Origin of the sequence: Caballeronia sp. ATUFL_M2_KS44, from assembly GCF_023630965.1 — a bacterium.
GTDB classification, from domain to species: domain Bacteria; phylum Pseudomonadota; class Gammaproteobacteria; order Burkholderiales; family Burkholderiaceae; genus Caballeronia; species Caballeronia concitans.
The window spans coordinates 13,433-38,846 of sequence record NZ_JALQEA010000067.1 but is presented as its reverse complement, the minus strand read 5'-3'; the positions used below and the strand labels follow the sequence as shown (position 1 = coordinate 38,846).

The window sequence follows — 25,414 nt, the reverse complement described above, 5'->3', positions numbered from 1 at the left end:
CGTCTGCTGCTGTGTCGGCGGTTTCACTGAGGCGGTCATCACGGATCATGGACAGCGCGCGATTTCTGGCTTTCACGCGGCTTTGTTTCGCCGTGTTGCTTTGCATGCTCGGCGTGGCCGCGTGCAAGTCGCCGCCTCCGCCGCCGCCCGCGCCGACCATCGTGCGAATCAGCGTGAATGCGCTCGCGGGCGTCAATCCGGATCGCACGGGGCGGCCCTCGCCCGTCGTCGTGCGCGTGTACGAGCTGAAGACGACCGCCGCCTTCGATAGCGCCGATTTCTTCACGCTCTACGGCAAGGATCAGGCGACGCTCGGCGGCGATCTCAACGCGAAGAACGAGTTTCTGCTGAAGCCGGGCGAAAGCCGCAGCGTCGAGCAGACGGTGCAGCCAGGGACGAAGTTCGTCGCGGTGATGGCGGCGTATCGCGATATCGAACGATCGCGCTGGCGTATCACCGAACCCGTGCCGCCGAATCAGACGACGGTGATGAACGTGCGCGTCGATGCAGCCGATGTGACTATCGCGGCGCAGGCGGTGGGGGTGGGGAAGAAGGCGGGGAAGTGAGGGGGGTGGGGCTTTGGACGCTTAATTCGCAGACGTCGCGAATGAGCGCGTCCAGGGAATTCTCGATCACTCGCGGCACCACCACGCATCGGAAGTTCAGACGAAGCGACAAATTCCTGCCACTCGAATCGCACAAACCGCGCAGTTCGAAAGTTGCTCAGCGATAGGCGTCCGCTCGACGCCCTTCTCGTTCATTGAGTTTCAGAATTTTCGTATTTGGCATCACCAGATTCGATTACACACTTGAATGTTGGGCCTGCTCCAACGGTCTCGGAGGCTCAGTACTCTCGTAGGAACTTCGTTAGCCCCGCCCTTGAGCGGGGCTTCTTTTTGACTTCAGCGCGGATTGACCGCAAAGGAGAACCAGTTGAATCGCCGAGACGATTACTTGGAAAGACGCGAACAGGCTTTCCAGGGACAACACCAACGCTATTTTCTGGAGATACGCGGCGCGCTCAGTTCGGCCACGGCCGACATCTTCAGTTTCGAAGGCGATGAAGCCATCGGCCAGGAGAGCCGTTACAAGATTAGCTTCACGCATACATCGCACGATCTGTCCCAGCACGAGTACCTCGGCAAGCGCGGATCGCTTCTCCTCCAGTTTCCGCATGACCCGCTACGGCAACTCAAGCCCGACCCGCCGCGTCACAAGTATGGCGTGGTGACAGCCTTCTCCAAGCTCTCCTCTTCGCCGAACCAAAGCACCTATGAGGTCGTGCTGGAGTCGCGCCTCGCGCTTTTGCGCAACACGCCAAAGGTGCGCTTCTTCTTCGGCATGAGCGAGCCGGACATCATCGACCAACTGCTGAAGGAGCACGGCTTCAACAAGGTCTGGGCGCGCGCGGTCATGAAGCTGTACCGCAGCTATCGGACACGCCGCATCATCACGCAATGGCACGAGTCCGATCTCGACTTCCTCAAGCGGCTATGTCAGCGCACGGGCATCTGGTTCTTCTGTGAGGAAGGCGAAGATTGTGAAGTCGTCACCATCGGCGATGACCTCACGCACTACCGGCGCGACAGAGCGAACGGCAACCGTCCGTTCGCCTTGCCGTTCCGTCCTGAGTCCGGCATGAACACGCAGGACGCGGAGTCGGTCAAGTCGCTGGAGATGCACGCGGTCAGCATTCCGACCACGTACCACGTGCGCAGCTACAACTACCGGCACGCACCGCATCCGATCGAGGCGACCGAGCAGATTCACGGCGAGAAGGACGATAGCAGCACCTACGGCGAAACGTCGCGGGCGAGTCTCGCCATCGAAACGAAGGAGGACGCGCAGCGCGAAGCACTGCTGCGCCGCGAAGCCGCCGAGGCCGCGCAGATCGAGTACCGGGGCACCAGCGATTCGTGGAACGTCACGCCCGGTACGGTGCTCGCATTGACCCATCACACGCTGGCCGATGCAAAGCACGGGCTGCTGGTCACCCGCATGACGTGCAGCGCCTCACGCAAGCAAGGCTACAAGGTCGAGTTCACGGCGATTCCATCGGACCGGCTGTATCGAATGCCGCTGCGGGAAACAGAGTGGCCTCGTATCGAAGGAACGATCACGGGAACGATCGCTTCCACGCCGGAGTTTAGCGGGCCGTACCTCGATGAACACGGCGAGTACATCGTCCAGTTCCACGATGACCGCGAGCCACGCGTAGCGGGCCTGAATAGCTGCCGTCTGCGGCTTGGCAAGCCGTTCGCGGGCAAGTGGCAAAGCGGCGTCCACATGCCTTACATACCAGGGACGGAGATAGCAATAGCCTTCCTCGCGGGCAATCCCGACCTGCCTTACATCCTGCATGCGCTTCATAACTCGCAGGACGCCGCCCCTGACGCCGCTCGATCTCGACCAAGCCATCGGGGTGCCCGGCCCGGCAGGTCCATTAGTGCTGCAAGCGCTCGCAGTGCAGTCGGTGCAATACGGTCAAGGACCGCAGCTCGTGGCGATGCCCGACGCTCAAGGCTTGCGTCTGAACCTGATTGGCAATGACTATGCGCCGGTTGCCTCGGTCAAGGAGCCGGAAATCGACTTGTGGGAAGTGTCCGTTACCGCGTTCATCTGCTCCCTTACCCTCTTGTTCGAAGTCTTGCTGATATCGACGAAAGCGGAACCCGGCTGGCTATGGGGTGTGCTGGGCGTTGGCGCATTGATTGGGTTTGTCGGTGTCCCTGCCGGCACGATCTACAAGCAACGGAAGGTGTGCAGCGATTTCCATGAGCGCGCGCGGAGGTGAGCGGCTCGATCGCCGCGCACGTCCGACCATCGATGAGCGGAAAGCATGCCGGATGTAACAGCGGCGCGAATGCTGATCGCTAGTGACCAGACCGCAATGCTCGACGCGAGCGACGCTGAGAGGGCATAAGGCAAGCGAGCGGCAAGGCTCACCGTTGTCATCGTCTAGCGTCATCGCCATGTCATCACAAGGCACAAACCAACTACGGCTTTCACACGCGCAATTCGGCGCGTCGAATTGCGTTGCCGAGTCGACGCCGTTTAGATCGAACGTATCGGAATTCACAAAGCTTCTCACACAGGCAAGACTGATGACCGCATCTGCTGTTATTGCCGCCAACGCTGCGGCCACCGATACGCTTCCCATCGCGGCGCTCATTGGATTCGCTGGAACAGTCTTAGGTGCCTGCATTGCTCAGGCCGTGGCAATTTTCCTCGCTCGCCGTGGCGCCCAAAGGGAAGCGAGGCGGGAGGCGGTACGCCATCTTTTTGAAATGGCAGGGTCGCACGTAGCCAACGTCACTTTTGATAAATACGTGGAGTTTTGTGAGCAATATGTTCGAGACTGGGGCGACGCCCTTGTGACATTGATCGAGAAAGGGCCGTGCAAAGAAGCTTTTCGACACTGGCAACACATCGTTCGAACGAGGCAGCAGTGGATGCTTTGGGTGCCACCCGAGATCGAGAAACTCCTCAATACATACGAAGACACGCTACTTGAAATCGGAACTCAATCGGGCCTCTACGAAACGATCAAAGATCGGCCGACCGAGAACTTTGGCGAAGTAGTCGACCTGATGTATCGAAGGTTTGCGGAGCTGGCCGGGATAAGCAGATGGGCTGGCCAGGACGTCGATCCAAACCTCAAGGCAAAACGAATGATGGAGATTCTTCGCTCGCAATTGGGAACGGATAGCTATCACCTTATGCGAGCTAATACCGTTCGCTTGGCCCTTCGCGATCTGGAAGAAATCGAGACTCAAGACCAAGCGTAGCTCGTTTCATCGCGCGATCGACCGTACCCTGCCCGGCGTGGTCCATCCCATTGGCCCATCCCGCAGTCAACGCTTGCCCTATCGTCATAGGACATCTGCGTAAAACAAGCCCCCTTCCAAATTCCCCGCCCCCAATCGTTCTTTGACCGGAGCGCCCGAACGCCCTCGCGTCCTGGAAGCGCCCGCCCGAGCCAAGGAATCGAGCCGCCATGACCTGGCATCAACGCATGATCTGGTCCGAGGGCCTCTTCCTCGAACCCCAGCATTTCCAGCAGCACGACCGCTTCATCGAGCATCTCGTGCGCTCCCATGCGCGCGCGACCGAAGCGTGGTCGTGGGGCTGGGCCGCCGCGACCCTCGACGACATCGCGCTCGGGCTCGGCAAGATCGCGCTGTCGCAGGCGTTCGGCGTGCTGCCCGACGGCGTCGCGTTCTCCTTTCCCGACGACGCCCCCGCGCCGCCCCCGCTCGACATCCCGCCCGGCACGCGCGACGAAACCGTGCTGCTCGCGCTGCCGCTCGCCCGCGCAGGCGCCAAGGAGTTCGACTCCGATGCCGCCGCCACCGAACGCGTCGATCACCTGCGCTATCGCACGAGCGATACCTCCGTCGCCGATGTCACCACGAGCACCGACCGCGTCGCGCAAATCCGCGTCGGCGCGCCGAACCTGCGGCTCATGCTCGCGCGCGACGCCACCGACGCCTTCGCGACCATCGGCCTCGCGCGGGTGCTGGAGCGCCGCGCGGACAATCGCGTGCTGCTCGATCCCGCCTATATCCCGCCGATGCTCCACGCGCTCGCCGACACGCGTCTTCTCGGCTACGCGCAGGAACTCGCGGGACTCGCGCATCAGCACGCCGACCGGCTCGCGAGCCGCCTCGCGAATCCGGGGCGCGGCGGCGTCGCGGAAATCGCGGATTTTCTGCTGCTGCAAACGCTCAATCGCTTCGAGCCGCAATACGCGCATCTGCTGCACTCGCCGCTGCTGCATCCCGAACGCCTTTATCAGACGACGCTCGCGTTCGCCGGCGACCTCGCCGCCTTCGACGAGCGCCGCCGCGTGCCCGCGTATCCGCCGTATCGGCACGACGACATCGCCGCGTCGTTCGAACCGCTCATGCGCGACGTGCGCCAACTGCTCGCGCAGGTCCGCGAACCGGACGCCGTCGCCATCGAACTGCAAAGCCGCAAGCCCGGCGTGCGCGTCGCGATGATCAACGACCTCGAACTCGTGCGCAGCGCAGGCTTCGTGCTCGCGGCGAACGCGCAGATGCCGGGCGAGGCGCTGCGCACGCGCTTTCCGACGCAGGTCAAGATCGCGCCCGCCGAAAAGCTGCGCGATCTCGTCAATCTCGCGCTGCCGGGCATCGGGCTGCGCGCCATGCCGGTCGCGCCGCGCCAGATTCCGTTTCACGCGGGCTTTTCGTATTTCGAACTGGATCGCGGCGGCGAACTGTGGAAGGAGCTGGAGCAGACCGGCAACCTGGCGATGTATATCGCGGGCGAATTTCCGGCGCTCGAACTCGAATTCTGGGCGATCCGCCATTGAGACCATCGGGCATCGACGACATGACGAACCACGACGATCCCTTCGCCGGATTCGAATCCGACCAGACGATGATCAAGCCGAATCCGGGCGCGCGCCGCCGCGTTCCGGGCGCGAGCGAGACGGGCGGCATCGGCGGCGGCGAAGGCGCGTTCGCATCGGGCACGGACCCGCGCGCGTTCGACGCGGCGTTCGTTCAGGGCGGCGCGGTCAATCCGCTCGTCGCCGCGTGCGCGCCGCTCCTGCAACTCGCGCCGCGCATCCGTGCGATGAGCGCCTGCGCCGATCCCGCCGCGCTGCGCGATTCGCTCGCCGCCGGCGTGCGACGCTTCGAAGCGCAGGCGCGCGCGAACGGCGTCCCCGCCGAGCAGGTCACGGCGGCGCGCTACATGGTCTGCACCATGCTCGACGAAGCCGCGTCCGGCACGCCGTGGGGCGCGGGCGTGTGGGCGCGGCAAAGCCTGCTCGTGACGTTCCACAACGAAGCGTGGGGCGGCGAAAAAGTCTTCAAGCTGCTCGCGGGACTCGCGCAAAAGCCGTCCGAGCATCTGCATTTGCTGGAGCTGTCGAACATCGTGCTCGCGCTCGGCTTCGAAGGGCGCTATCGCGTGGCGGCGCAGGGCAAGCAAACGCTCGACGCGATCCGCGCGCGGCTTCATCAGTTGATCCGCAAGGAGCGCGGCGAGCCGGAGCGCGCGCTGTCGCCGCACTGGGAAGGCGTGCCCGCCGCGCGCCGCCGCGCCACCGACGTGCTGCCGGTCTGGGTCGCGGGCGCGCTCGCGCTGCTCGTGCTCGCCGCCGCGTGGCTCGCGATGAGCTTCCAGCTCGGCCGCCTCTCGGACCCGGCGTTCGCCACGCTCGCATCGATCCGCGCGGGCGCGCAACGCCCGCTCGTCGTCACGCAGGCGGCGAAGCCGCGTCTCGCCGAATTCCTCGCGCAAGATATCCGCGATGGCCTCGTCGCCGTCGATGACCGCGTCGATCGCTCGGTCATCACGCTGCACGGCGACAACGTGTTCAGCCCCGGCAGCGCGCAAGTGTCGGCGCAAACGCGGCCGCTGATCGGGCGCATCGCGGCGGCGCTCGGCGCGGTGCCCGGCAACGTCCTCGTCACCGGCCACACCGACGACCAGCCGATCCGCTCGGCGCGCTATCCGTCGAACTGGGAACTGTCGCAGGAACGCGCGGCGAACGTGCGCGACCTGCTCGCCGCCACGGTCCCCGCCGCGCGCCTGAAAGCCGAAGGCCAGGGCGACGCCGATCCCCTCGCGCCCAACGATTCGCCCGCCGGCCGCGCGCGCAACCGTCGCGTCGAGGTAACGCTCTTCGCCAGGCCGGGTTCGTGATCATGAAGAAGATTCTCTCGATCCTGTTTCATCCCGTGCTGCTGACGATCATCGGTTTCCTGCTGATCGCCGGCGTGCTCTGGATCGCGGGGCCGCTCCTGTCGTTCGCGGGCAACTATCCGCTCGAATCGGCGACGGCGCGCGGCATCGCCATCGGCTGCGTCGCGCTGCTGCTCGTGCTGCGGATGCTGCTCTCCGCGTGGCGCGCGCGTCGCACACAGGCGGCGCTGTCGAAGGGATTGTCGGCCGGACTCGCGATGCATGACGCACCGCCGCCCGCGCGCGCCGCGGCGCCATCGGCGGGCGAAGCGGAAGTCGCGACGCTCTCGCAACGCTTCGACGAAGCGCTCGCCGTGCTGCGCGACGCGCGCATCGCCGCGTCCGGCGGCAAGCCCGGCTGGCGCGACTGGATCACGTTCTCGGGCAGGCAATATCTGTATCAGTTGCCGTGGTACATTTTCATCGGCGCGCCGGGCGCGGGCAAGACGACCGCGCTCGTCCATTCGGGCCTGCGCTTTCCGCTCGCCGACCGATTCTGCACCGACAAGATTCGCGGCGTCGGCGGCACGCGCAACTGCGACTGGTGGTTCACCGACGAAGCCGTGCTCATCGACACCGCCGGCCGCTACACCACGCACGAAAGCGACCGCGACGCCGACCAGACCGCGTGGCAGGGCTTTCTCGCGCTGCTCAGGAAGACGCGCCCGCGCCAGCCGATCAACGGCGTGTTCCTCACGCTCGCCGTGCCCGACCTGCTCGCGGCCACGTCCGCGAACGCGGGCGACATGGCCGCCACGCTGCGCGCCCGCATGCGCGAGCTGATCCAGGCGTTCGGCACGCGCTTTCCGGTCTACGTGCTCGTCACGAAGACGGATCTGCTCGCGGGCTTCACGGAGTTTTTCGCGGACATGTCGAAGGAAGAGCGCGCGCAGGTCTTCGGCTTCACGTTTCCGTACGATCCCGCGCATCCCTTGACCGACGCCGAATTCACCTCGCGCATCGAGGCCGAACTGGACGCGCTCGAAGCGCGGCTCGTCGCGCGCGTGCCGGATCGGCTCAACGCGGAAAGCGGGCTTGCCGCGCGTGCGGCGATCATCGGCTTTCCGCAGCAGTTCGCGGCGTTGAAGCCCGTGCTGGCCGAAGCGCTCGCCGCGACCTTCGTGCAGTCGAAGCACGACGAGCTTCCGTTCGTGCGCGGCGTCTACTTCACGAGCGGCACGCAGGAAGGCACGCCGATCGATCGCGTGATGGGTGCGCTCGCGCGGGCGTTTCATATCGATCGCATCGATCGCGGCGAGCGCGGCGCGCAGACGGCGCGTGCATCGGGCGGGCGCAGCTATTTCATCGAACGCCTGCTGAAGCAGGTCGTGTTCGCGGAGCAAGGGCTCGCGGGATCGAACCTGCAATGGGCGCGGCGGCGGCATCTGCGGCGGCTTTCGGCGTATGCGGGCATCGCGGCGCTGAGCGCGTGCGTGCTGACGCTGTGGGGCACGAGCTATCTGCGCAACCGCGCGTATGTGCAGAACGTCGAACAGGCGGCGCGCGCGGCGAAAGAGGCGGTCGCGGGGACATCGGCGGCGAATACGAGTCTCGTCGCGCTGCTGCCCATGCTCTCGGCGGTGCAAAAGCTCGGCTCCACGCCGCAAGTCGATGCCGCGCATCCGCCGCTCGCGATGCAATGGGGCCTGTGGCAAGGCGCGAAGCTCGACGCCGCCGCGAACGGCGCGTACGAACGGCTGCTCACCGATCTCTTCCTGCCGAAGCTCGCCGCGCGCATCGAGGAGCAGGCGCGCAGCGCGAACGCGTCGAATCCCGGCTACGCGTACGAAGCGCTCAAGGCGTATCTGATGCTGCATCAGCCGGATCATCAGGACCCCGATGCGCTCAAGGTGTGGATCGTCACCGACTGGGACCGCTCGCTGCCGCGCGAAGTCGGCAACGAGGAGCGCGCGGCGCTGACGGGTCATCTGGATGCGCTGTTTTCGCGTGGCGTCGTGCATCCCGATTTGCCTTTCGACGAGCGCCTCGTGGCGAGCGTGCGTTCGATGCTCGCCGCCAGCACGCTCGCGCAGCGCGTCTACGGGCGCGTGAAGCAGCAAGGCGTGGGCGCGGATTATCCGGAATTCACCGTCGCGCGGGCGGGCGGGCCGAACGCGCAGCTCGTCTTCGTGCGGGCGAGCGGCGCGCCGCTCACGCGCGGCGTGCCGGGGCTGTATTCGTTCGACGGCTATCACAAGGCGTTCCTGAAAGCCGTCGATGACACCGCCGCGCAACTCGCGAGCGAAGAGCCGTGGGTGCTCGGCATCCGCGATCAAAGCGGCCTGCCGCGCGGCGATCCCGCAGCGATGCAGCGCCTGACGCAGGACGTGCGGCTGCTGTATTTGCAGGACTACGCGCGCACGTGGACGGAGTTTCTGAACGACATCCGCATCGTGCGCGCGGACACGCTTTCGCAATCGGTGCAGATCGCGCGCATTCTCTCCGCGCCGGATTCGCCGCTCGCGATGCTCGTGCGGGCCGCATCGCGGGAAACGACGCTCGCCGCGAAGCCGGACAACGAAGCGACGGTCGTCGACAAGGCGAACGACAAGATCAGCGCGGCGCGCGAGCGGCTGGAGAAGATCATTCGCGGACCGGACCCGACGCGCATTGCGCCGGTCGCGCCGGGCATGCGGCTGGAGAGCGTCGTCGATGACCGCTTCGCCGGCCTGCGCGCGCTCGCGACGAGTCCCGGCGGCGGGCAGCCCGCGCCGATCATGCAGACGCTCGCGCTCATCAACGATGTCTACGCGTACCTGAGCGCCACCGACGAAGCCTTGCAGCAAAAGACCGCGCCGCCGCCTTCGGACGCGCCCGCGAAGCTGCGTTCGCAGGCCGCGCGCATGCCCGAGCCGATCCGCACCGCGCTGCTCGATCTCGGAAGCCAGGGCGCGGCGCAGACGCTGCAGGCGCGTCGCGTGAATCTGTCGGCGGATCTGAAGGAGTCGATCGCCGCGTTCTGCGAGCGCGCGGTGGCCGGGCGCTATCCGTTCGTGCCGGCGTCGGGCCGCGACGTGCTGCCCGAGGACTTCGGCGCGCTTTTCGCGCCGGGCGGCAAGTTCGACGACTTCTTCCAGAAGAACCTGGCGCAGGACGTGGACGTATCCGCGAAACCGTGGGCCTTCAAGAAATCCGATTCCACCGCGACGCAAATCAGCCCCGCCGGGCTCGCACAGTTCGAGCGCGCGGCGACCATTCGCGGCGTGTTCTTTCGGGGCGGCGGCAAGACGCCGTCGCTCGCGCTGCAGTTCAAGCCGCTCGACATGGACCCGTCGATTCTTTCGTTCACGCTCGACATCGACGGGCAAATTCTCACCTACGCGCACGGTCCGCAGGTTCCATCGACCATTCAGTGGCCCGGCGCGCGCGGCTCGGGCCGCGTGAGCCTGCAACTCACGCCGCCGCCGTCGAACGCGGCGGGCAATCTGGTGTTCGAGGGACCGTGGGCGCTTTTCCGCATGTTCGACCGGCTCGACGTGCAGCCGACGGGCCAGCCCGAGCGCTTCATCGTCACGTTCGATGTGGAGGGGCGCAAGGCGCGCTTCGAGGTGACGGCGAACAGCGTCGAGAATCCGTTCCGGCTCGCCGATTTGCGCGCGTTCTCGTGTCCGGAACGCCTATGAGCGACGATCTCGCCGACGCCTTCGCCGATGAACGCCCGGCCATTCCCGGCTGGTACGGCAAGCTGCCATCGCTCGGCGATTTCGCGGCGCGGCGGCTGTCGGATGCGTTCGTCGCGCCGTGGGACGCGTGGCTCGCGCAGCGCGTCGCGGAAACGCAGCTTGCGCTCGGCGCGGACTGGCTCGCGCTCTATCTGACGTGTCCGGTGTGGCGCTTCTTCGCGATGCCGGGCGCGATCGCGCCCACGCTCACGCAATGCTGGGCGGGCGTGGTGATGGCGTCGGTGGATCGCGTGGGCCGGCATTTTCCGCTGACGATCGCGGCGTCGCTGCCGTGTCCGCCTGCGCGCGGCGGCGAGATCGTCGCGCTGTGGGACTGGCTTTCGGCGATAGAAGGCGTGGCGCTCGCCGCGCTCGATTTCGATCACAGCATCGAGCGCCTCGACGCGCAGCTTGCCGCGCTGCCCGCGCCCTCGCCCGCGCCGCCGCTCATCGACGCGCGCGCGGCCGTGCTGACCGAGCCGTGGATCGTGCAGTCGGCGGCGGCGCTGCCGGATGCGCTCGCGCGCACCTTCGCCCCGGTCTGGCAGACGGAGCTTGATGGCATGAGCATGTGGACGTCGGCGCAGTGCGCGCAACCTGCGCCGGACGACGCGCAAGATGCGCCGGATGCACCGATCGCGACGCCCCGCCCGTTCACCATCTGGCCCGCGTACGGCTTGCCGGACACGGCGCTTTTCACGACGCTCTTGCGGGACCGCGCATCATGAACGCGAGCGGCAGGCTTCCCGGCGAGCGCGATCCGGACAGCGGCGACGAAGGCAAGACCGAGGTCAACATCGAGTCCGGCGGCGAGGACGACAAGACGGTGATCGTGAGCGGCGCGCGCGTGCCGGTGCCGAATGAGTCGAACATGCCGAACATGCCTCTTGCTTCCCCGATGCCTTCGACCGATGGCGTCCTGCCGCCCGGCACGCGGCTCGGCGAGTTCGAGATTTTGGGGCTGATTGGCGAAGGCGGCTTCGGCATTGTGTATCGCGCGCTGGATACGTCGCTGGATCGCGAGGTGGCGGTGAAGGAGTACATGCCGACGGCGCTGGCGGCGCGCGTCGGGGCGACGCAGGTGCAGGTGAAGTCGTCGCGATACGAGAGCATGTTTCGCGCCGGGCTGAAGAGCTTCATCAACGACGAGGCGCGGCTGCTTGCGCGATTCGATCATCAGTCGCTCGTGAAGGTGTATCGCTTCTGGGAGGCGAACGGCACGGCGTACATGGTGATGCCGTACTACCGGGGCGTGACGCTCAAGGATGCGTTGAAGGCGATGCCGAAGCCGCCGGACGAAGCGTGGCTGCGCGCGCTCTTGACGCCGCTCGTCGATGCGCTCGCCGTGCTGCATGCGTCGAACTGTTTTCATCGCGACATATCGCCGGACAACATCATCTTGCTGGACGATAGCCATCGTCCGGTGCTGCTGGACTTCGGCGCGGCGCGGCGCGTGATCGGCGACATGACGCAGGCGTTGACGGTGATCCTGAAGCCGGGTTATGCGCCGATCGAGCAGTATGCGGAGGTGGCGTCGCTGAGGCAGGGGCCGTGGACGGATCATTACGCGCTGGCCGCGATGGTGTATTTCGCGATCACGGGCAAGACGCCGCCGCCGTCGGTCGGGCGCATGGTGAGCGATGCGTATCAGCCGCTCGCGAAGCTGGCGGCGGGCCGCTATTCGGAGCGCTTTCTGAGGGCGATCGATCATGCGCTGGCGGTGTCGCCCGCGGACCGGCCGCAGACGGACCGGCAATTCGCGGATGAACTGGGCATTGCGCTGGATGTGGCATCGGCGGAGCGTGCGGCGGGCACGGATGCATCGCGAAATGGAGGTGCATCGCGGCGGCGCGTGCGGTGGGTGGTCGGCGCGGCGGGCGCGCTGGCGGCGGCGGCGCTCGGCTGGTTCGTGCCGAAGCTGATGCAGCATGGGCCGAATGGACCGAATGGACCGCAGGTGGCGCGTGTCGATCATGTGCAGAGGACGGCGAACGAGGCGGCGGCGGTGGCAACGCCTGTATCGATAGCGGCTGCACCGCCGCCGCCTGCGTTACCGCCGTACACGCCGGCTGGTGAGTTTGCGCGGATAGAGGCGTTGGCGGATCCGTCGATTGGGGTGAAGGTGGAGGTGCCGTTGGCGCGAGCGGTGGTTGATCGGGACCGGTTGCGCTTCATGGTGACGAGTAATCGCGATGGCTATCTGTATGTGTTCGCGGTCGATCCGGCGAATCAGTATTTGCAGTTATTTCCGAATGAGTTGGATCGGGACAATCGGATTGATGCGGGGCGGCGGATGGTGTTACCGCGAGCGGCGTGGCCGATGCAGGCGGGCGAGCCGATTGGGGAGAATCATTTTGTGGCGATCGTGTCGTTGGCGCCGCGAGATTTTTCGGCGCTGGATTTGACGCACGATTCGGTGTTCGCGAGTTTGTCGTCGGCGGCGCAGGCAATGGCGGCGGCGCAGCGGACGTTGAGTGCATCGCCGTTTGCGGGTGTGCCGTCGTGCGGGAGTGCGGCGCCGTCGTGTCCGGTGGCGTATGGAGCGTCGACATTCAAAATCGAGGTGGTGCGTTCGTCTAAATGATGGGTGACATGAAAGGCACCGATGGTGTTAACGAGCCGAGGGGCTCGGAGGACGTGGCGCTCAGTGGGCGTGGAAGGCGATTCAGGGTTGATTCAGGCTGAGTGCCAACGTGGTTCTACGGAGTGCTGTGTTATGGCTTGATGGATGAAGAAAAACCGAAAGGCTTGACAGACCACGAGGCATTGAAAGCACTGATGGTGTTAACGAGCCGAGGGGCTCGGAGGACGTGGCGCTCAGTGGGCGTGGAAGGTGATTCAGGGTTGATTCAAGCTGAGTGCCAACGTGGTTCTACGGAGTGCACCCTGATTCAGAACAGCGGGCGAAAAAGCTGCTTTCTTTGGTTACTTTCTTTGCAGCAGCAAAGAAAGTGACCCCCGCCCCGGGGAGGGGCGAGCTAATAGACCGACACGAGAATAAGAAAGAGGAAAACGTGACGAGGAAACCATGTCACACGAAGAGAAAGATCCTGAAAAGTTCGACGCAAAAAGGTTACTAGCTGCAGCAGTGGCGATAACACTAGCGAGTGGCTGCGCGACAAACCCGCCGCCCCCTGCCGCAGAGGCAAAAAATGCCCCCACGCCAACAACACAGAACGAAGCGAAAGAAGAAGCGAAAATAGTAAGCGCGGCCCAGACGGGCCAGGAACCGGGCATACCGAGCCCTTTACCGTCGACGCCAACGGCCCAACTGTCCGGCCCCGCGACCCCGTTCGCGACAAAGAACGCCCTGTACACACCGGTCCCCTTCACAGCCGTCCCAGGCTGGTCAAAGGACGATGTAGCCGAATCCTGGGAAGCCTTCCGCCGAAGCTGCTCGGTGTTGAGCGGCAAACCTGCCTGGGCGTCCCCCTGCGCGGCATCGCGAAAGATAAGCGCAACGGACCGCACCGCCATCCGCCAGTTCTTCGAAGAGAACTTCACGGTCTACCAGATCAGCAACGTGGACCGCACGTCGCGCGGCGTGCTGACGGGCTACTACGAACCGGTGATGCGCGGCAGCCGCCGCTACGAACCGCCGTACGTGTACCCGGTCTACGGCGCCCCGCGCGACATGCTCTTTCTCGATTCCCGCAAGCTGCCTCCGAACGCACGCTCGGAACCGATGATGGCGCGCATCGAAGGCCGCACGGTGGTGCCGCTCGCGGCGCTCTCGATGAGCCGCGCAAAAGGCGTCTACGCGCTCGACCTGGGCAACAGCGTGCCCGACATCCGCGACAAGAAGCTGCGGCTGCGGCTCGTGGGCGGGCGCATCGTGCCGTACCTGTCGCGGGCGCAGATCGAACGCGGGCGCATCGATGCGCCGGTGCTCGCCTATGTCGCCGACCCGGCGATGCTCTACTCCATGCAATTGCAGGGCGCGGGCAAGATCGTGCTGCAGGACGGCGTGAGCACCATCCGCCTCGCATATGCCGAGCAAAACGGCTTCGCGTTCAATCCGCCGGTCGCGAGCGCGCAGAGCAAGGGCCGCAAGATCCTCGTGCGCGGCGTGGAGATCGCGCTGGAAGAAGGCGCGGTGAGCGTGACGAACGCGCCGGACAGCGGCGGCGCATCCGCATCCGACGACACGCCGCAATCTCCGCTGCTGCGCGGCGGGCAGAACGCGGACGCATCGGCTGCGAGCGGCGATCAAAGCGCCGACGACGCCAATCCCGACTCCCCGCTTCTGCGCGGCTTCACGCTCGCGAAGGGCGCGACGCCCGCGGTGCATCCGGCGCGCGTGAGCACGCCATCGGTTTCGGGAAATGCAGGCGTGGCGCGAATCGATTCGCCGCGCGCAACGACGGCAGCACCCGCACCGCTAACGTCGACGCCCCTCGCCTATACCTTCGCCACATCCGATCCGAGCTACGTCTTCTTCCGCCCGATTCCGGATTCGTCGTCGGGGCCGATCGGCGCGCTCGGCGTGCCGCTGTCGCCCGAACGCTCCGCCGCGATCGATCCGCGAACGACGCCGCTCGGCGCACCCGTCTTCATCGATGCGAGCGAGAGCGGGTCGGGGGCATCGGTCACGCGGCTTTTGATGGCGCAGGACGCGGGCGGCGCGATACGTGGCGCGGTGCGCGCCGACTACTTCTTCGGCACCGGCGCGCAGGCGCAGCAGAAGGCGAGCAGAATGAAGCAGCCGGCGCAGATGTGGCTGCTGCTGCCGAAGGGGCTGCGCATCTCCGCGAAGGAATCGGGCGTGCGCGTGCGCGGCGGACCCGCGTTGCCGGCTGCGGATTGCGTCGTGAGCGACCCGGACTTGTGCGTCGACGATACACAGTGAATGATGCGCGATGCGCGCACGAGAGAAGCGGCGCGCATCACGACACTCAGCCGGGAGACAGCATGAGGTTCCTCGTCGCCGACGACCACGAACTGATCCGTCAGGCCGTCAAGTCGCTGTTGCGCGGAATCGATCCCGAAGCGCAATTCGACGAAGCCGATAGCTGGGACACGCTCGCCGCCGCCGCGCGGCCCGAAGCGAACCACGATCTCGCCATCGTGGATCTGCACATGTCGGGCATGGCGGGCGCGTCGTCGCTGGCGGCGCTCTTGAAGGCGAATCCCGCGCTGCCGCTCGTCGTGCTGTCGGCGGAAGAGTCCGTCGATGAAATGCGCGCCGTGCTCGCCGCCGGCGCGCTCGGCTTCGTGCCCAAGCGCGAGCCGGCCAACGTGATGCTCAAGGCCATCGAACTCGTGCTCTCGGGCGGCGCGTACGTGCCGATCGAAGCGCTCAGTCTCATCGGCGCGGCGCGCGCTGCACCGGCGCGGCCCGCGTGTCCTTCCCCGACCATCACGACGAACGGGCCCGCCGCCGCGCTCGCGCCGCATCATCTGCATCTGATGGAAAACCTTTCGCCACGGCAGCGCGAAATCATGCGGTTCGTGCATCGCGGCTGCACCAACAAGATGATCGCGCGCGAACTGCAAGTCGCCGAAGGAACGGTCAAGGTCCATCTGTCGGTCATCTTCCGGGCGCTCGGCGTGCATAACCGCTCGTCGGCGATCGCGGTCATCAACGGCTGGCTGCAGGCGGGGCGCGAACTCTAGGCGCTTCGTATCGATTCACGCCGCCTCGTTCTGCCCGCGCTCCTGCAACAGCATGTCGAGCGTGCGGCGCAAACGTGCGGGCGTCACCGGCTTGCGCAGAACGGGCACGCCATCGGCGGCGAGCGCGGTCAGTTCGGGCGATGCCACGTCGCCCGTGATCATCACGCACGCCAGTTCGTTGTGTCCGCGCCGCCGCAACGCCTCGCGCACCGCGCTAATCGCCTCGACGCCGGTCCGCTGACGGCCGATCTGGTAGTCGCAAAGAAAAGCGTCCGGCACGAAGCCTTCGGCAATCGCGCGCACCGCCGCGAGTTCGTCGCGGCAGCCGCGCACGACGCAGCCCCAGCGCGTGAGCAGCGTGCCGAGGGCGTCGAGATTGGCGGGATCGTCATCGACACACAGAATCTGGCGGCCTTCGAGCGGCGCGCCCACCGAAGGCGGCGCGGAAAGACTCGCGTTGATCAGCCCCGCCTCGCCTACCCTGACCGGCACGCGGACGGTCGTGCCGCGTCCGAGGTCCGAGCGCAGCGTGAGTTCGTCGCCGAGCATGCGGATGAGGCGGCGCACGGTCGGCAGGCCGAGGCCGTGTCCTTGACGCACCGGGAACTGCGGCAGCGGCACCTGATAGAACTCCTCGAAGACCAGCTCGTGTTCGTGCGGCGCGATGCCGATGCCCGAATCGCGCACTTCGATATGGCAGCGCTCGCGATCCGCGCCATGCCGCACGCCGATCCAGATCGCGCCGCGCTCGGTGTAGCGCACCGCGTTCGACACGAGATTGATGAGAATGCGTTCGAGCAGCACGGGGTCCGTGTTCGCGATGCAATCGGTCGGCGCGATGCGCAACGCAAGCCCTTTCGCGGCGGCGGCGGGACGGAACTGCTTGTCGATGCGCGCGAGCAGTTCCGAAAGCCTGAAGTGCTGCGTGATGACCTGCGTGACGCCGCTTTCGATGCGCGCGAGATCGAGCACCTGATTGAAGAGATGGTTCAGCGCCTCGACGTTCGCCATGATGTGCTGCGCGGTTTCATCGCGTTCTTCGGCCTTTGCGCCGCGTTCGCACAGCGCTTGCGCCAGCAGGCCGATGGCGTGCAGCGGCTGCCTGAGATCGTGGCTCGCGGCGGCGAAGAAGCGGGTCTTGGCGCGGCTCGCGTCTTCGATCAGGCACTTCTGCCGCGTGATGGTTTCGGCAAGCCGCTGCTGATTCACGAGCGCCGCGACAATGCGCCGATAACGCCACCGATGCTGCGCCGCGAACACGCATACCGCGACGCCGCACGCGGCGAGCACCGCGCTCATTTCAACGCGCGCTGGCCACGGCAGCATCAGATTCATCACGATGGCGGGCGCGATCAGCGTCAACACGGCGGCGGACAGATTCACCGCGCAAAGCCCGTTCGACGCATACGCGAGCGCGGCCAGCGCGACGAGCAGCACGATGTGAATGACGGCGGCATCGTCCATATCGTTTTGGATTCCGAACCATATCGAAAGTCCGGGAGACGCATGAAGCGCCACATTGCCGAGCGCGTGAAGATTGATCCATTCGCGCGCGCTCAAGCCAAGCGGACGAAGACGCCGCCACGCCCACACGGAGAGCATGAGCGCGATGGCCACGCCATGGAAAAGCATGCAGAGAATAACGAGCCGCGTGTCGCCGGGGCGGGCGAGATAGAGCGCGCCGAGAAGGGAAATGGCACAGCCGTGCGCGATGAACGATGCAGGGTCCGCGGCATACAGCGCGTTCGCGAGATCGGTGTCGATCTCTCTTTGCTCACGATCGCCTGGCATTCTGTCATCCCCTTGTCGCGGTGCACGCCGGGTCAGTTCAGAAAGCATGCGGACGATCCGGACCGCATGCACGGCATGGCCGTGAAGCGATCGTGCAGGTCCCGTGCTCGACTGGTTTACCCGAGAGTTTAGGCGACGGCTATCACTTAATCCATATTGGACGATCCCTCTGAAAAAAACATACTCCTCGCGTAGCCACCGATATGGGGGGATGCGATGGATACCTCGACGATGGACGCGGCCGCCGATGCCGGTCCCGTATCGACACTGGCCACGCTGTGGCGGCGCAGGACGCATCTGTCGCACGACGAAATGGTTTCGATCTACACGCTCGTGCGCAGCGCGTTGCGCGGCTACCATCCGCCCGAGTTGCAGTCGCTTCGGGAAGACAGGGAAGAGCTGATCGCGCAGTTCATCTACTCGAAGGTGCTGAGGCTCGAACCGGGACATACCGAATCGCATTCGAGCGATCAGAGCGCGCCGTCGAGCCGCTACGCCGTATGCACGTATTTCAGGCGCTTTCTGATCGATTGCCTGCGAAGCGCGAGCTATCAGCGCGACGTATCGATCGAACTGGACGGCATCGGCCAGCAAGTGGATGAACACGCGCACGCCGTGGCCGATCCGGTCGAATCCGTGCTGATGCTATACGGCTTGAGCGAAGCGCGCGTGCGGCGGCTTGCGCGCGCGTTCATCGACGGCCTCGACAAGTACGAGCGGCTCGTGCTCGCGGGCACGCTCGGCTGGTCGTCGGGCGGCAAGGGCGGACTGTCGGGCGTGGCGGCGCGGCATCACATCCCGTCGTATCACTATCGCGCGGTCAAGCTCGGCGTCACCCTCAGGAAGTGCGCGCAAAGCGACGATTTCGCGGCCACCAAGATCGGCCGATGGATCAGCGCGACGCTCGGCATTGCGATCATCGCCGACAATCAGTCCGCGATCTTCGTCATTCTGAATCTGCTCGCGGTGGAGTCGGGGCCGGGCGCGGCCTGACGATGAACGGGCGCGTGGCGTGTCAGCGGAAAACGCGCGCCCATGCCGCACGGACGCGGCGCGCCCGGTCTTCGAGCAGATACGAAGCGGCCAGCGCGAAGAGGCCGGCCATCACGCCCGTCAGCACATGCTCCAGCCACGCGATGCGATAGTGGCTGCGGTGCGAGAGGACATCGCCGAGCGCGGTGAGCAGGCCGACCATCAGCGCGTTGCCGAAGCGCAGCGCGTAGATGCGCTTCACCGCCGGCACGAAGCTCAACAGCACGGCGAGCGTTCCGGTGAGCAGACCCGTGCGCAACGCGATGGTCCAGTGCACGACGCTCAACAGATTGCCCCAGCTTCCCGGCATGCAGGTCATGCATGCGCTGACCGGCTGCCAGAAACGCTGAACGAAAAGACGGACGCGGCGCTTCCAATCGATCGACATTGCGGTGAGCCAGCGAGTTCGCGGTGAAGCGTTCCTTGCGTCACCGGACGGCGACGATACAACGAGTATGGTAGGCCCGCGATGCAATTGCAAACCGCCGATGCATCGCTCAATCGAGCGCCTCGCGCGATCCCTCGCGCATGCAGTGAACCGCGATCACGCTCAACACGCCGCAAGCGATCACGTACCACGCGGGCGCGAGCACGCTGCCCGTCACGACGATGAGCGTCGTCACGAAGAACTGCGCGAAGCCCCCGAAAATCGCCACGCCGATGCTGTACACGATAGCCGCGCCCGTCGCCCGCACGCTGCGCGGAAAGAGTTCGCCGAGCATCGCGCCGACCGGCCCGACATTGAGCGAATGCACGACCGAAAGCACCGTGACGACCGCGAACAGCGTGCCCGCCGTGGGATGGCGGTTGAGCAGCACGAAGGCCGGATAGATCGCGAGCATGAGCACGATGCGCGTGGCCTGCGCGAGACGCTTGCGGCCGAAGCGGTCGGAGAGATAGCCGCCCACCGGCGTCAGCACGAACAGCACCGCGCCCGCGATGCAGCCGGAGAGCATCGACGTCCATCCGGGCAGGCCGAGCGTCTTCACGCCGTAGATGGACAGATAGAACACGATGATGAAATGCGCCGACGTCCCGCCGATGGTGAGCCCGAGTCCCGAAAGCAACGCGCGGCCGTGATGACGCAGCACCGCGCGAAGCGGCGTCTTGCTGTGCGTGTGCGCCTGCGAGGAGACGGCGGCATCGACGGACTGCACGCGGGGCGCTTCTTCCATCGTGCGGCGCAGCCACCAGCCGACCGGCACGATCAGCGTGCCGATGACGAACGGCACGCGCCAGCCCCATCCTTCGAGTTGCGCGGGCGTGAGGGCCGCGCTCAGCGCCACGCCGGTCAGCGCGCCCGCGAGCGCGGCCAGCCCCTGGCTCGCGAACTGCCACGACGCATACAGCCCGCGACGATTCGACGGCGCCTGTTCGAGCAGGAGCGTCGTGGATGCGCCCACTTCCCCGCCCGCCGAAAAGCCTTGCAGGAGCCGCGCGATCACGAGCAGCACAGGCGCGGCGACGCCCGCCTGCGCATACGTCGGCGCAATGGCGATGAGCGCGGTGCCGAGCGCCATCAGGCCGAGCGTGAGCAGCATCGCCTTCTTGCGCCCGGCGCGGTCCGCGTACATGCCGATGACGATCCCGCCGAGCGGCCGCGTGAAGAAACCGACGCCGAAGCTCGCCACCGCGAGCAGCAACTGGCCGACCGGATCGTGCACCGGAAAGAACAGCTTGCCGATGATGAGCGCGAAGAACGCATAGACGGTGAAGTCGTAGAACTCGAGCGCGTTGCCGACGGCAGCCGCCGTGACGAGGCGCACGCGCGCCGCCCGTCCGCTCAAGGGCTGACTCGTGCGTGCGTTGCCGGCGATTGCGGGGGTATCCATGTCGTGCTCCAGTGCGCGTGTGGCGTGAGTCGATGTCGATGTCGATGTCGATGAGAATCAGTCGGCGAGCCAGGCTTCGGCGAGCCGGACCCAGTAGCTCGCGCCGGTCGCGAGAATGTCGTCGTTGAAATCGTAGCCGGGGTTGTGCACCATGCAGCCGCCCTTCGATCCCACGCCGTTGCCGATCCACGCATAGCTTCCCGGACACGCTTCGAGCATGAACGCGAAGTCCTCGCTGCCCATCAGCGGCGCGGCGGCCGGGTCCACGCGTTGCGCGCCGAGCATGGTCGTCGCGACTTGCGTGGCGAACGCAGTCGGCTCCGCATGATTCACGAGCACGGGATAACCCAGCTCGTAGTCGATCTCGACGGTGCAGCCGAACGCGCTCGCCTGCGCGTGCGCGAGCGCCGAAATGCGCTCCTTCAACTGCATGCGCACGGCGGCGTCGAGCGTGCGCACGGAGAGCTTCATCAGCGCGGTCTCGGGAATCACGTTGTTCGCTTCGCCCGCCTGCACGCTGCCGACGGTGACGACCGCCGGTTTCTGCGCATTCACTTCGCGTGCGACGATGCTGTTCAGCCCCAGAATGATCGATGCCACCGCCGACATCGGATCGCGCGCGACGTGCGGCATCGCGCCATGACCGCCGACGCCGCGCACGACGATCGACACGCGGTCCGACGACGCCATCGCCGGCCCCGGCGTGAAGAACATCTCGCCTGCGGGCAGGCCCGGCATGTTGTGCAGGCCGAACACGGCGTCGCAGGGAAAGCGCTCGAAGAGGCCGTCTTCGATCATCGCGCGGGCGCCCGCCTCGCCTTCCTCGGCGGGCTGGAAGATCACGTTGAGCGTGCCGGAGAACTGCCGGCTCGACGCGAGATGACGCGCCGCGCACAGCAGCATGGCGGTGTGGCCGTCGTGGCCGCAGGCGTGCATCACGCGCGCGGTCTTGCTGGCGTACGGCAGGCCGGTGGTTTCTTCTATCGGCAGCGCGTCCATGTCGGCGCGCAAGCCGATGCGTTTCGTGCCGTCGCCCTGTTTCAGCACGCCCACGACGCCCGTCTTGCCGAGACCGCGATGCACATCAAAGCCCCATTCGGCGAGCAGCCCGGCGACGAGATCGCTCGTGTGCGTTTCGTCGAACGCGAGTTCCGGATGCTCGTGAATGCGCCGCCGCACGTCGACGAAATCGGCTGCAATGGCGGCAATGCCGGGAATGATCGGGTCAACTGAAAGCATCTTGGCTCCTCGAACGCGTCGCGTGGTTCATCGATCGATTGAGCATAGGCAGTCGAAAATAATCGCAAAAGACAGTAAATTCCGTCTATGACGACCCACGGTTGTCGGCGAAAACCCTAGGGAACACCAGGTGACAGCATGACGATGAAGTACCACCAGTTGCGCGCGTTCCTCTCCGTGGTCGAGCAAGGCAGCATTCGCGCGGCGGCGCGCAGTCTCTTTCTGTCGCAGGCGGCGCTGACGAAAGCCATCAAGGAACTGGAGCAGGATCTCGGCGTGCCGCTCATCGTGCGGACCGCGCGCGGCGTGCAGCTCACCGCGTTCGGCCAGCAATTGCGCGTGCGCGCGAAGCTCGTGGTGAGCGAAATGCGGCGCGCCGAAGACGACATCGTGCAGATGAAGGGCGCCGGATCGGGCAGCGTGAGCGCGGCCGTCACGCCGACCGCCGCGCTTTCCGTCCTGCCGCAGGCCTACGCGATGTTCCGCCGCGAGATGCCTCAGGCGAAGGTGAGTTTCATCGAGGGCTTTCCGGGCGTCGCGCTTCCGCGTCTGCGCGACGGCTCGCTCGATCTCGTCGTCGCGGTCATCATGGCCAGTCAGTTGTCGGCCGAATTCGACTACGTGCCGCTCTACGAATCGCATTCGGTGATCGTCGCGCGCAAGGATCATCCGCTGCGTCATGCCACGCGCCTCGCCGATCTCGCGGATGCCGAATGGCTGCTGAATCCATCGCCCGAAAGCACGACGCAGGCGCTGCTCGACATCTTCACGCAGCACGGCTTGCCGAGGCCGCAGCGCGTGATCGAGTGTCCGAGCTTCGTGATCGCGCATGGGCTGCTGCGCGAATCCGAGGCGCTCGCCGCGATGCCGCGTTCGCTGCTCGATCACGAATGGGTCGGCGAAGGGCTTGCCGTGCTGCCTATTGAAGATGCGCTGCCGGTATCGTCGGTCGGCGTGGTGACGCGTCGCGACAGCCCGCTCACGCCCGCCGCGACCGTGTTTCTCGACTGCCTGCAACGCGTGGTTCGCGAACGCAATGCAGCAAGCGCGCTTGCTCCCACGCATGGCGATGAAGATCAGAAGGCGAAGGCTGGCCGCTCGCCCATCCGCACCTGAAGCGTCCGCCGCCCGCACTGCCGCATTGCAATTATCCGATCCGGTTCTATCCTGAATGATCCACCGGCCGGTTCGGTGTGCCACGCAACGGGAGGCGTCATGCGCGACGAATCGTCCATGCACGGCTGGCTCATCAGGCCCGCCGCGATCGTGTTTCTGGTGAGCGCCTCGCTGCCTGTCGCCTTCGCCGCCGGTCCACTGCCGCAGAACGGCCAGTTCAAGGCCGGCTCGGGCAGCATCACGTCGTCGGCCACGCAGGTCAGCATCACGCAAAGCACGACGCGCGGCGTGATCGACTGGAACAGCTTTTCCATCGGCGCGGGCAATAGCGTGAACGTCAACAACGGCACGGGCGCGACGCTTTCGCGCGTGACCGGTCCGAATGCCTCGGCCATCGACGGAAATCTCAGCGCGACAGGCAGCTTTTACCTCATCAATCCGCAAGGCGTGGTGATCGGGCAGCAAGGCGTGGTGACGACAGGCGGCCGCTTCGTCGCCGCGACGCTCGACACGAGCAACGACGCGTTCATCGCGGGCGGCCCGCTCACGTTGTCCGGCACGAGCACCGCGTCCGTCGTCAATCTCGGCAGGATCAGTTCGAGCGGCGGCGATGTCTTTCTCATCTCGCTCGCGCACACCGAGAACGCGGGCCGCATTTCCGCGCCGAACGGCACGGCGGAACTCGTCGCGGGCAGCAGCGTGTTGCTCCGGGATTCGGCGAGCAGCGGCCAGGTCTTCGTGCAGCCGGGCGCGCAAGGCGACGTGGTGAACCGGGGCGGCATACGCGCCGCGCAAATCCATCTCGAAGCCGCCGATGGCAACGTCTACGCGCTCGCCGGCCGTCACGCGGGACTGCGCGCGACGGGCACCGCGACGCGCGACGGTCACGTCTGGCTCATCGCGCATCAGGGCGACGTGCAGCAGCACGAAGCGATCACCGCGCGCAACAGCGACGCCTCGGGCGGCACGGTCCAGACCACCGGCCAGACGATGGAGCTGGAAGGGAGCACGGTGACGGCGGCGAAGTGGACCATCGGCGTGGGCGAGCTGAACGCCGGGCCGCATAACGCGGCGGCGATCGCGGGGAGCCTGTCGCAAGGCACGTCGGTGACCATCGACGCGGACAGCGACATCAACGTGCTCTCGACGCTGACCTGGACCGGCAATGCATCGCTCGTGCTCAAGGCCGGACATTCGATCCTGCTCGGACCGGTCACGACCGTCGCCAACACGGGCGCGGGCAATCTCTACCTGCGCGCGGATTCGACGAGCATCGACAACAACGGCAGCGTGACGAACGAAGGCACGATCGACTGGTCGCGCAGCACGGGCATCGTCGCCGCGTTCCACGATTCGAACGGCACGTTCACGCCCGGCACCATTCGCACGAACGCCGCGTGGGCCGCCGCGCCGTTCAGCGGACTCAAGACGCAAGTGACGTCGTATCAGCTCGTCAATTCCATCGCGGAACTGGAGAACATCTCGCAGAACCTGGGCGGCAATTACGCGCTCGGCAAGGATCTCACGGCGAGCGGATCGTTCACGCCCATCGCGTTGAACGGCACGACGGGCTTCACCGGCCAGTTCGACGGCTTCGGCCATACCATCGACGGCATCTCGTTCAGCACGACGCCCGATTCGGGCTCGCCGCCGCTCGGCCTGTTCTCGGCAATCGGCGCATCGGGCGTCGTGCGCAACCTGAATCTCACGAACGCGTCCGGGTCGCCGTGGGCCACGCTCGCGGGACTGCTCGCGGGCACGTCGGCGGGGCTGATCGCCAACGTCAACGTCACCGGCCAGATGTCCACGGAGGAGATCGGCGCGGGCGCCATCGGCGGTGTCGTCGGCGAGAACTCGGGCACCGTCTCGCGCGCCACCAGCAATGTGTCGCTGTACGCGCAAGGGTCGATGGGCGGCATCGCGGTATCCAACACGGGACTGATCGTGCAGTCGTGGGCGACCGGCGACTACGGCGGCGGCACGCATGCGCACGTGGGCGGCATCGCGGCGGCCAACGGCGTGACCGGCGTCATCCTGCAATCGTATGCGACGGGCAGCGGCGGCGGCGTGACCGACGGCGGACTGGCCGAATACAACACGGGCAAGATCGAGGAATCGTTCGCCGCGATGTCGCTGCCGACCACGCTGCCGCCGGGCTACGTGGGCGGCCTCGTATCGACGAACATCGGCAACGTCGCGAAGGACGTCTACTGGGATCGCGAGGTGTCGGGGCAGACCGTCGGCGCGGCCACGGGCAACGCGATTCCCGCCGCCAACGGCCTCACGACCGCGCAGATGAGCACGGCGTCGAGCTTCGCGCCGAGCTGGAATTTCGCGCCGGGCGGCACGTGGACGTTCGTGCCGGGCGTCTCGCATCCCGTGCTGCAATGGCAGGTGAACAAGTAG

At 66.1% G+C, this 25,414-nt stretch carries 18 protein-coding genes; 14 read left to right on the top strand and 4 right to left on the bottom strand.

Going from position 1 to position 25,414, the window contains the following annotated elements; all coding sequences use genetic code 11:
• Positions 1-47: 47 nt before the first annotated feature.
• The 11 genes from tssJ (at position 48) to NCR39_RS27825 (ending at position 15,998) form a co-directional block, all read left to right on the top strand.
• Positions 48-566: a type VI secretion system lipoprotein TssJ gene (tssJ, locus tag NCR39_RS27875; protein ID WP_250455982.1), complete on the top strand. Its 519-nt coding sequence runs from the start codon at positions 48-50 to the stop codon at positions 564-566.
• A 367-nt stretch (positions 567-933) separates the two neighbouring features.
• Entirely contained in the window at positions 934-2,550 is a 1,617-nt protein-coding gene (locus NCR39_RS27870) for a type VI secretion system Vgr family protein (protein ID WP_250455980.1), read from the top strand.
• On the top strand, positions 2,501-2,794 hold the full coding sequence (locus NCR39_RS27865) for a hypothetical protein (protein ID WP_250455978.1): 294 nt from the start codon (positions 2,501-2,503) through the stop codon (positions 2,792-2,794). The genes NCR39_RS27870 and NCR39_RS27865 overlap by 50 nt, the downstream gene beginning before the upstream one ends.
• Positions 2,795-3,104: 310 nt before the next feature.
• Positions 3,105-3,788 carry a hypothetical protein gene (locus NCR39_RS27860; RefSeq protein ID WP_250455976.1) on the top strand — a complete coding sequence of 228 codons (684 nt, stop codon included), beginning with the start codon at positions 3,105-3,107 and terminating at the stop codon, positions 3,786-3,788.
• A gap of 209 nt (positions 3,789-3,997) precedes the next feature.
• Entirely contained in the window at positions 3,998-5,338 is a 1,341-nt protein-coding gene (gene tssK / locus NCR39_RS27855) for a type VI secretion system baseplate subunit TssK (protein WP_250455974.1), read from the top strand.
• A 20-nt stretch (positions 5,339-5,358) separates the two neighbouring features.
• Positions 5,359-6,681 (top strand): DotU family type VI secretion system protein, encoded by a 1,323-nt coding sequence (locus tag NCR39_RS27850; protein ID WP_250455972.1) that lies wholly within the window; start codon positions 5,359-5,361, stop codon positions 6,679-6,681.
• A 2-nt stretch (positions 6,682-6,683) separates the two neighbouring features.
• Complete coding sequence (tssM, locus tag NCR39_RS27845; RefSeq protein WP_250455970.1) at positions 6,684-10,343, top strand: type VI secretion system membrane subunit TssM; 3,660 nt, start codon at positions 6,684-6,686, stop codon at positions 10,341-10,343.
• Positions 10,340-11,110 carry a type VI secretion system-associated protein TagF gene (gene tagF / locus NCR39_RS27840; protein ID WP_250455967.1) on the top strand — a complete coding sequence of 257 codons (771 nt, stop codon included), beginning with the start codon at positions 10,340-10,342 and terminating at the stop codon, positions 11,108-11,110. The genes tssM and tagF overlap by 4 nt, the downstream gene beginning before the upstream one ends.
• A complete protein-coding gene (locus NCR39_RS27835) occupies positions 11,107-12,966 on the top strand; it encodes a serine/threonine protein kinase (protein ID WP_250455965.1) in 1,860 nt (619 codons plus the stop codon). The genes tagF and NCR39_RS27835 overlap by 4 nt, the downstream gene beginning before the upstream one ends.
• A gap of 816 nt (positions 12,967-13,782) precedes the next feature.
• Positions 13,783-15,231 carry an MltA domain-containing protein gene (locus NCR39_RS27830; protein WP_250455963.1) on the top strand — a complete coding sequence of 483 codons (1,449 nt, stop codon included), beginning with the start codon at positions 13,783-13,785 and terminating at the stop codon, positions 15,229-15,231.
• A gap of 62 nt (positions 15,232-15,293) precedes the next feature.
• On the top strand, positions 15,294-15,998 hold the full coding sequence (locus NCR39_RS27825; RefSeq protein ID WP_250455961.1) for a response regulator transcription factor: 705 nt from the start codon (positions 15,294-15,296) through the stop codon (positions 15,996-15,998).
• Between the two features lie 15 nt (positions 15,999-16,013).
• Here NCR39_RS27825 and NCR39_RS27820 read toward each other — a convergent pair whose 3' ends face one another.
• Positions 16,014-17,789: an ATP-binding response regulator gene (locus tag NCR39_RS27820; RefSeq protein WP_250455958.1), complete on the bottom strand. Its 1,776-nt coding sequence runs from the start codon at positions 17,787-17,789 to the stop codon at positions 16,014-16,016.
• Between the two features lie 216 nt (positions 17,790-18,005).
• On the opposite strand from NCR39_RS27820, the gene NCR39_RS27815 reads away from it, so the two are divergent.
• Positions 18,006-18,782, top strand: a complete 777-nt coding sequence (locus NCR39_RS27815; RefSeq protein ID WP_250455957.1) for a hypothetical protein — start codon at positions 18,006-18,008, stop codon at positions 18,780-18,782.
• Positions 18,783-18,804: 22 nt separating this feature from the next.
• Here NCR39_RS27815 and NCR39_RS27810 read toward each other — a convergent pair whose 3' ends face one another.
• From NCR39_RS27810 to NCR39_RS27800, 3 genes are all read right to left on the bottom strand, one after another.
• Entirely contained in the window at positions 18,805-19,209 is a 405-nt protein-coding gene (locus tag NCR39_RS27810) for a hypothetical protein (RefSeq protein WP_250455955.1), read from the bottom strand.
• Between the two features lie 109 nt (positions 19,210-19,318).
• Positions 19,319-20,653, bottom strand: a complete 1,335-nt coding sequence (locus NCR39_RS27805) for an MFS transporter (protein WP_250455952.1) — start codon at positions 20,651-20,653, stop codon at positions 19,319-19,321.
• 57 nt (positions 20,654-20,710) lie between these two features.
• Entirely contained in the window at positions 20,711-21,892 is a 1,182-nt protein-coding gene (locus tag NCR39_RS27800) for a M20 aminoacylase family protein (RefSeq protein ID WP_250455950.1), read from the bottom strand.
• Between the two features lie 144 nt (positions 21,893-22,036).
• Between NCR39_RS27800 and NCR39_RS27795 the strand changes: the two genes are divergently transcribed.
• Both NCR39_RS27795 and NCR39_RS27790 read left to right on the top strand, forming a co-directional pair.
• Complete coding sequence (locus tag NCR39_RS27795) at positions 22,037-23,008, top strand: LysR substrate-binding domain-containing protein (RefSeq protein ID WP_250456230.1); 972 nt, start codon at positions 22,037-22,039, stop codon at positions 23,006-23,008.
• 99 nt (positions 23,009-23,107) lie between these two features.
• Positions 23,108-25,414 (top strand): two-partner secretion domain-containing protein, encoded by a 2,307-nt coding sequence (locus NCR39_RS27790; RefSeq protein ID WP_250455948.1) that lies wholly within the window; start codon positions 23,108-23,110, stop codon positions 25,412-25,414.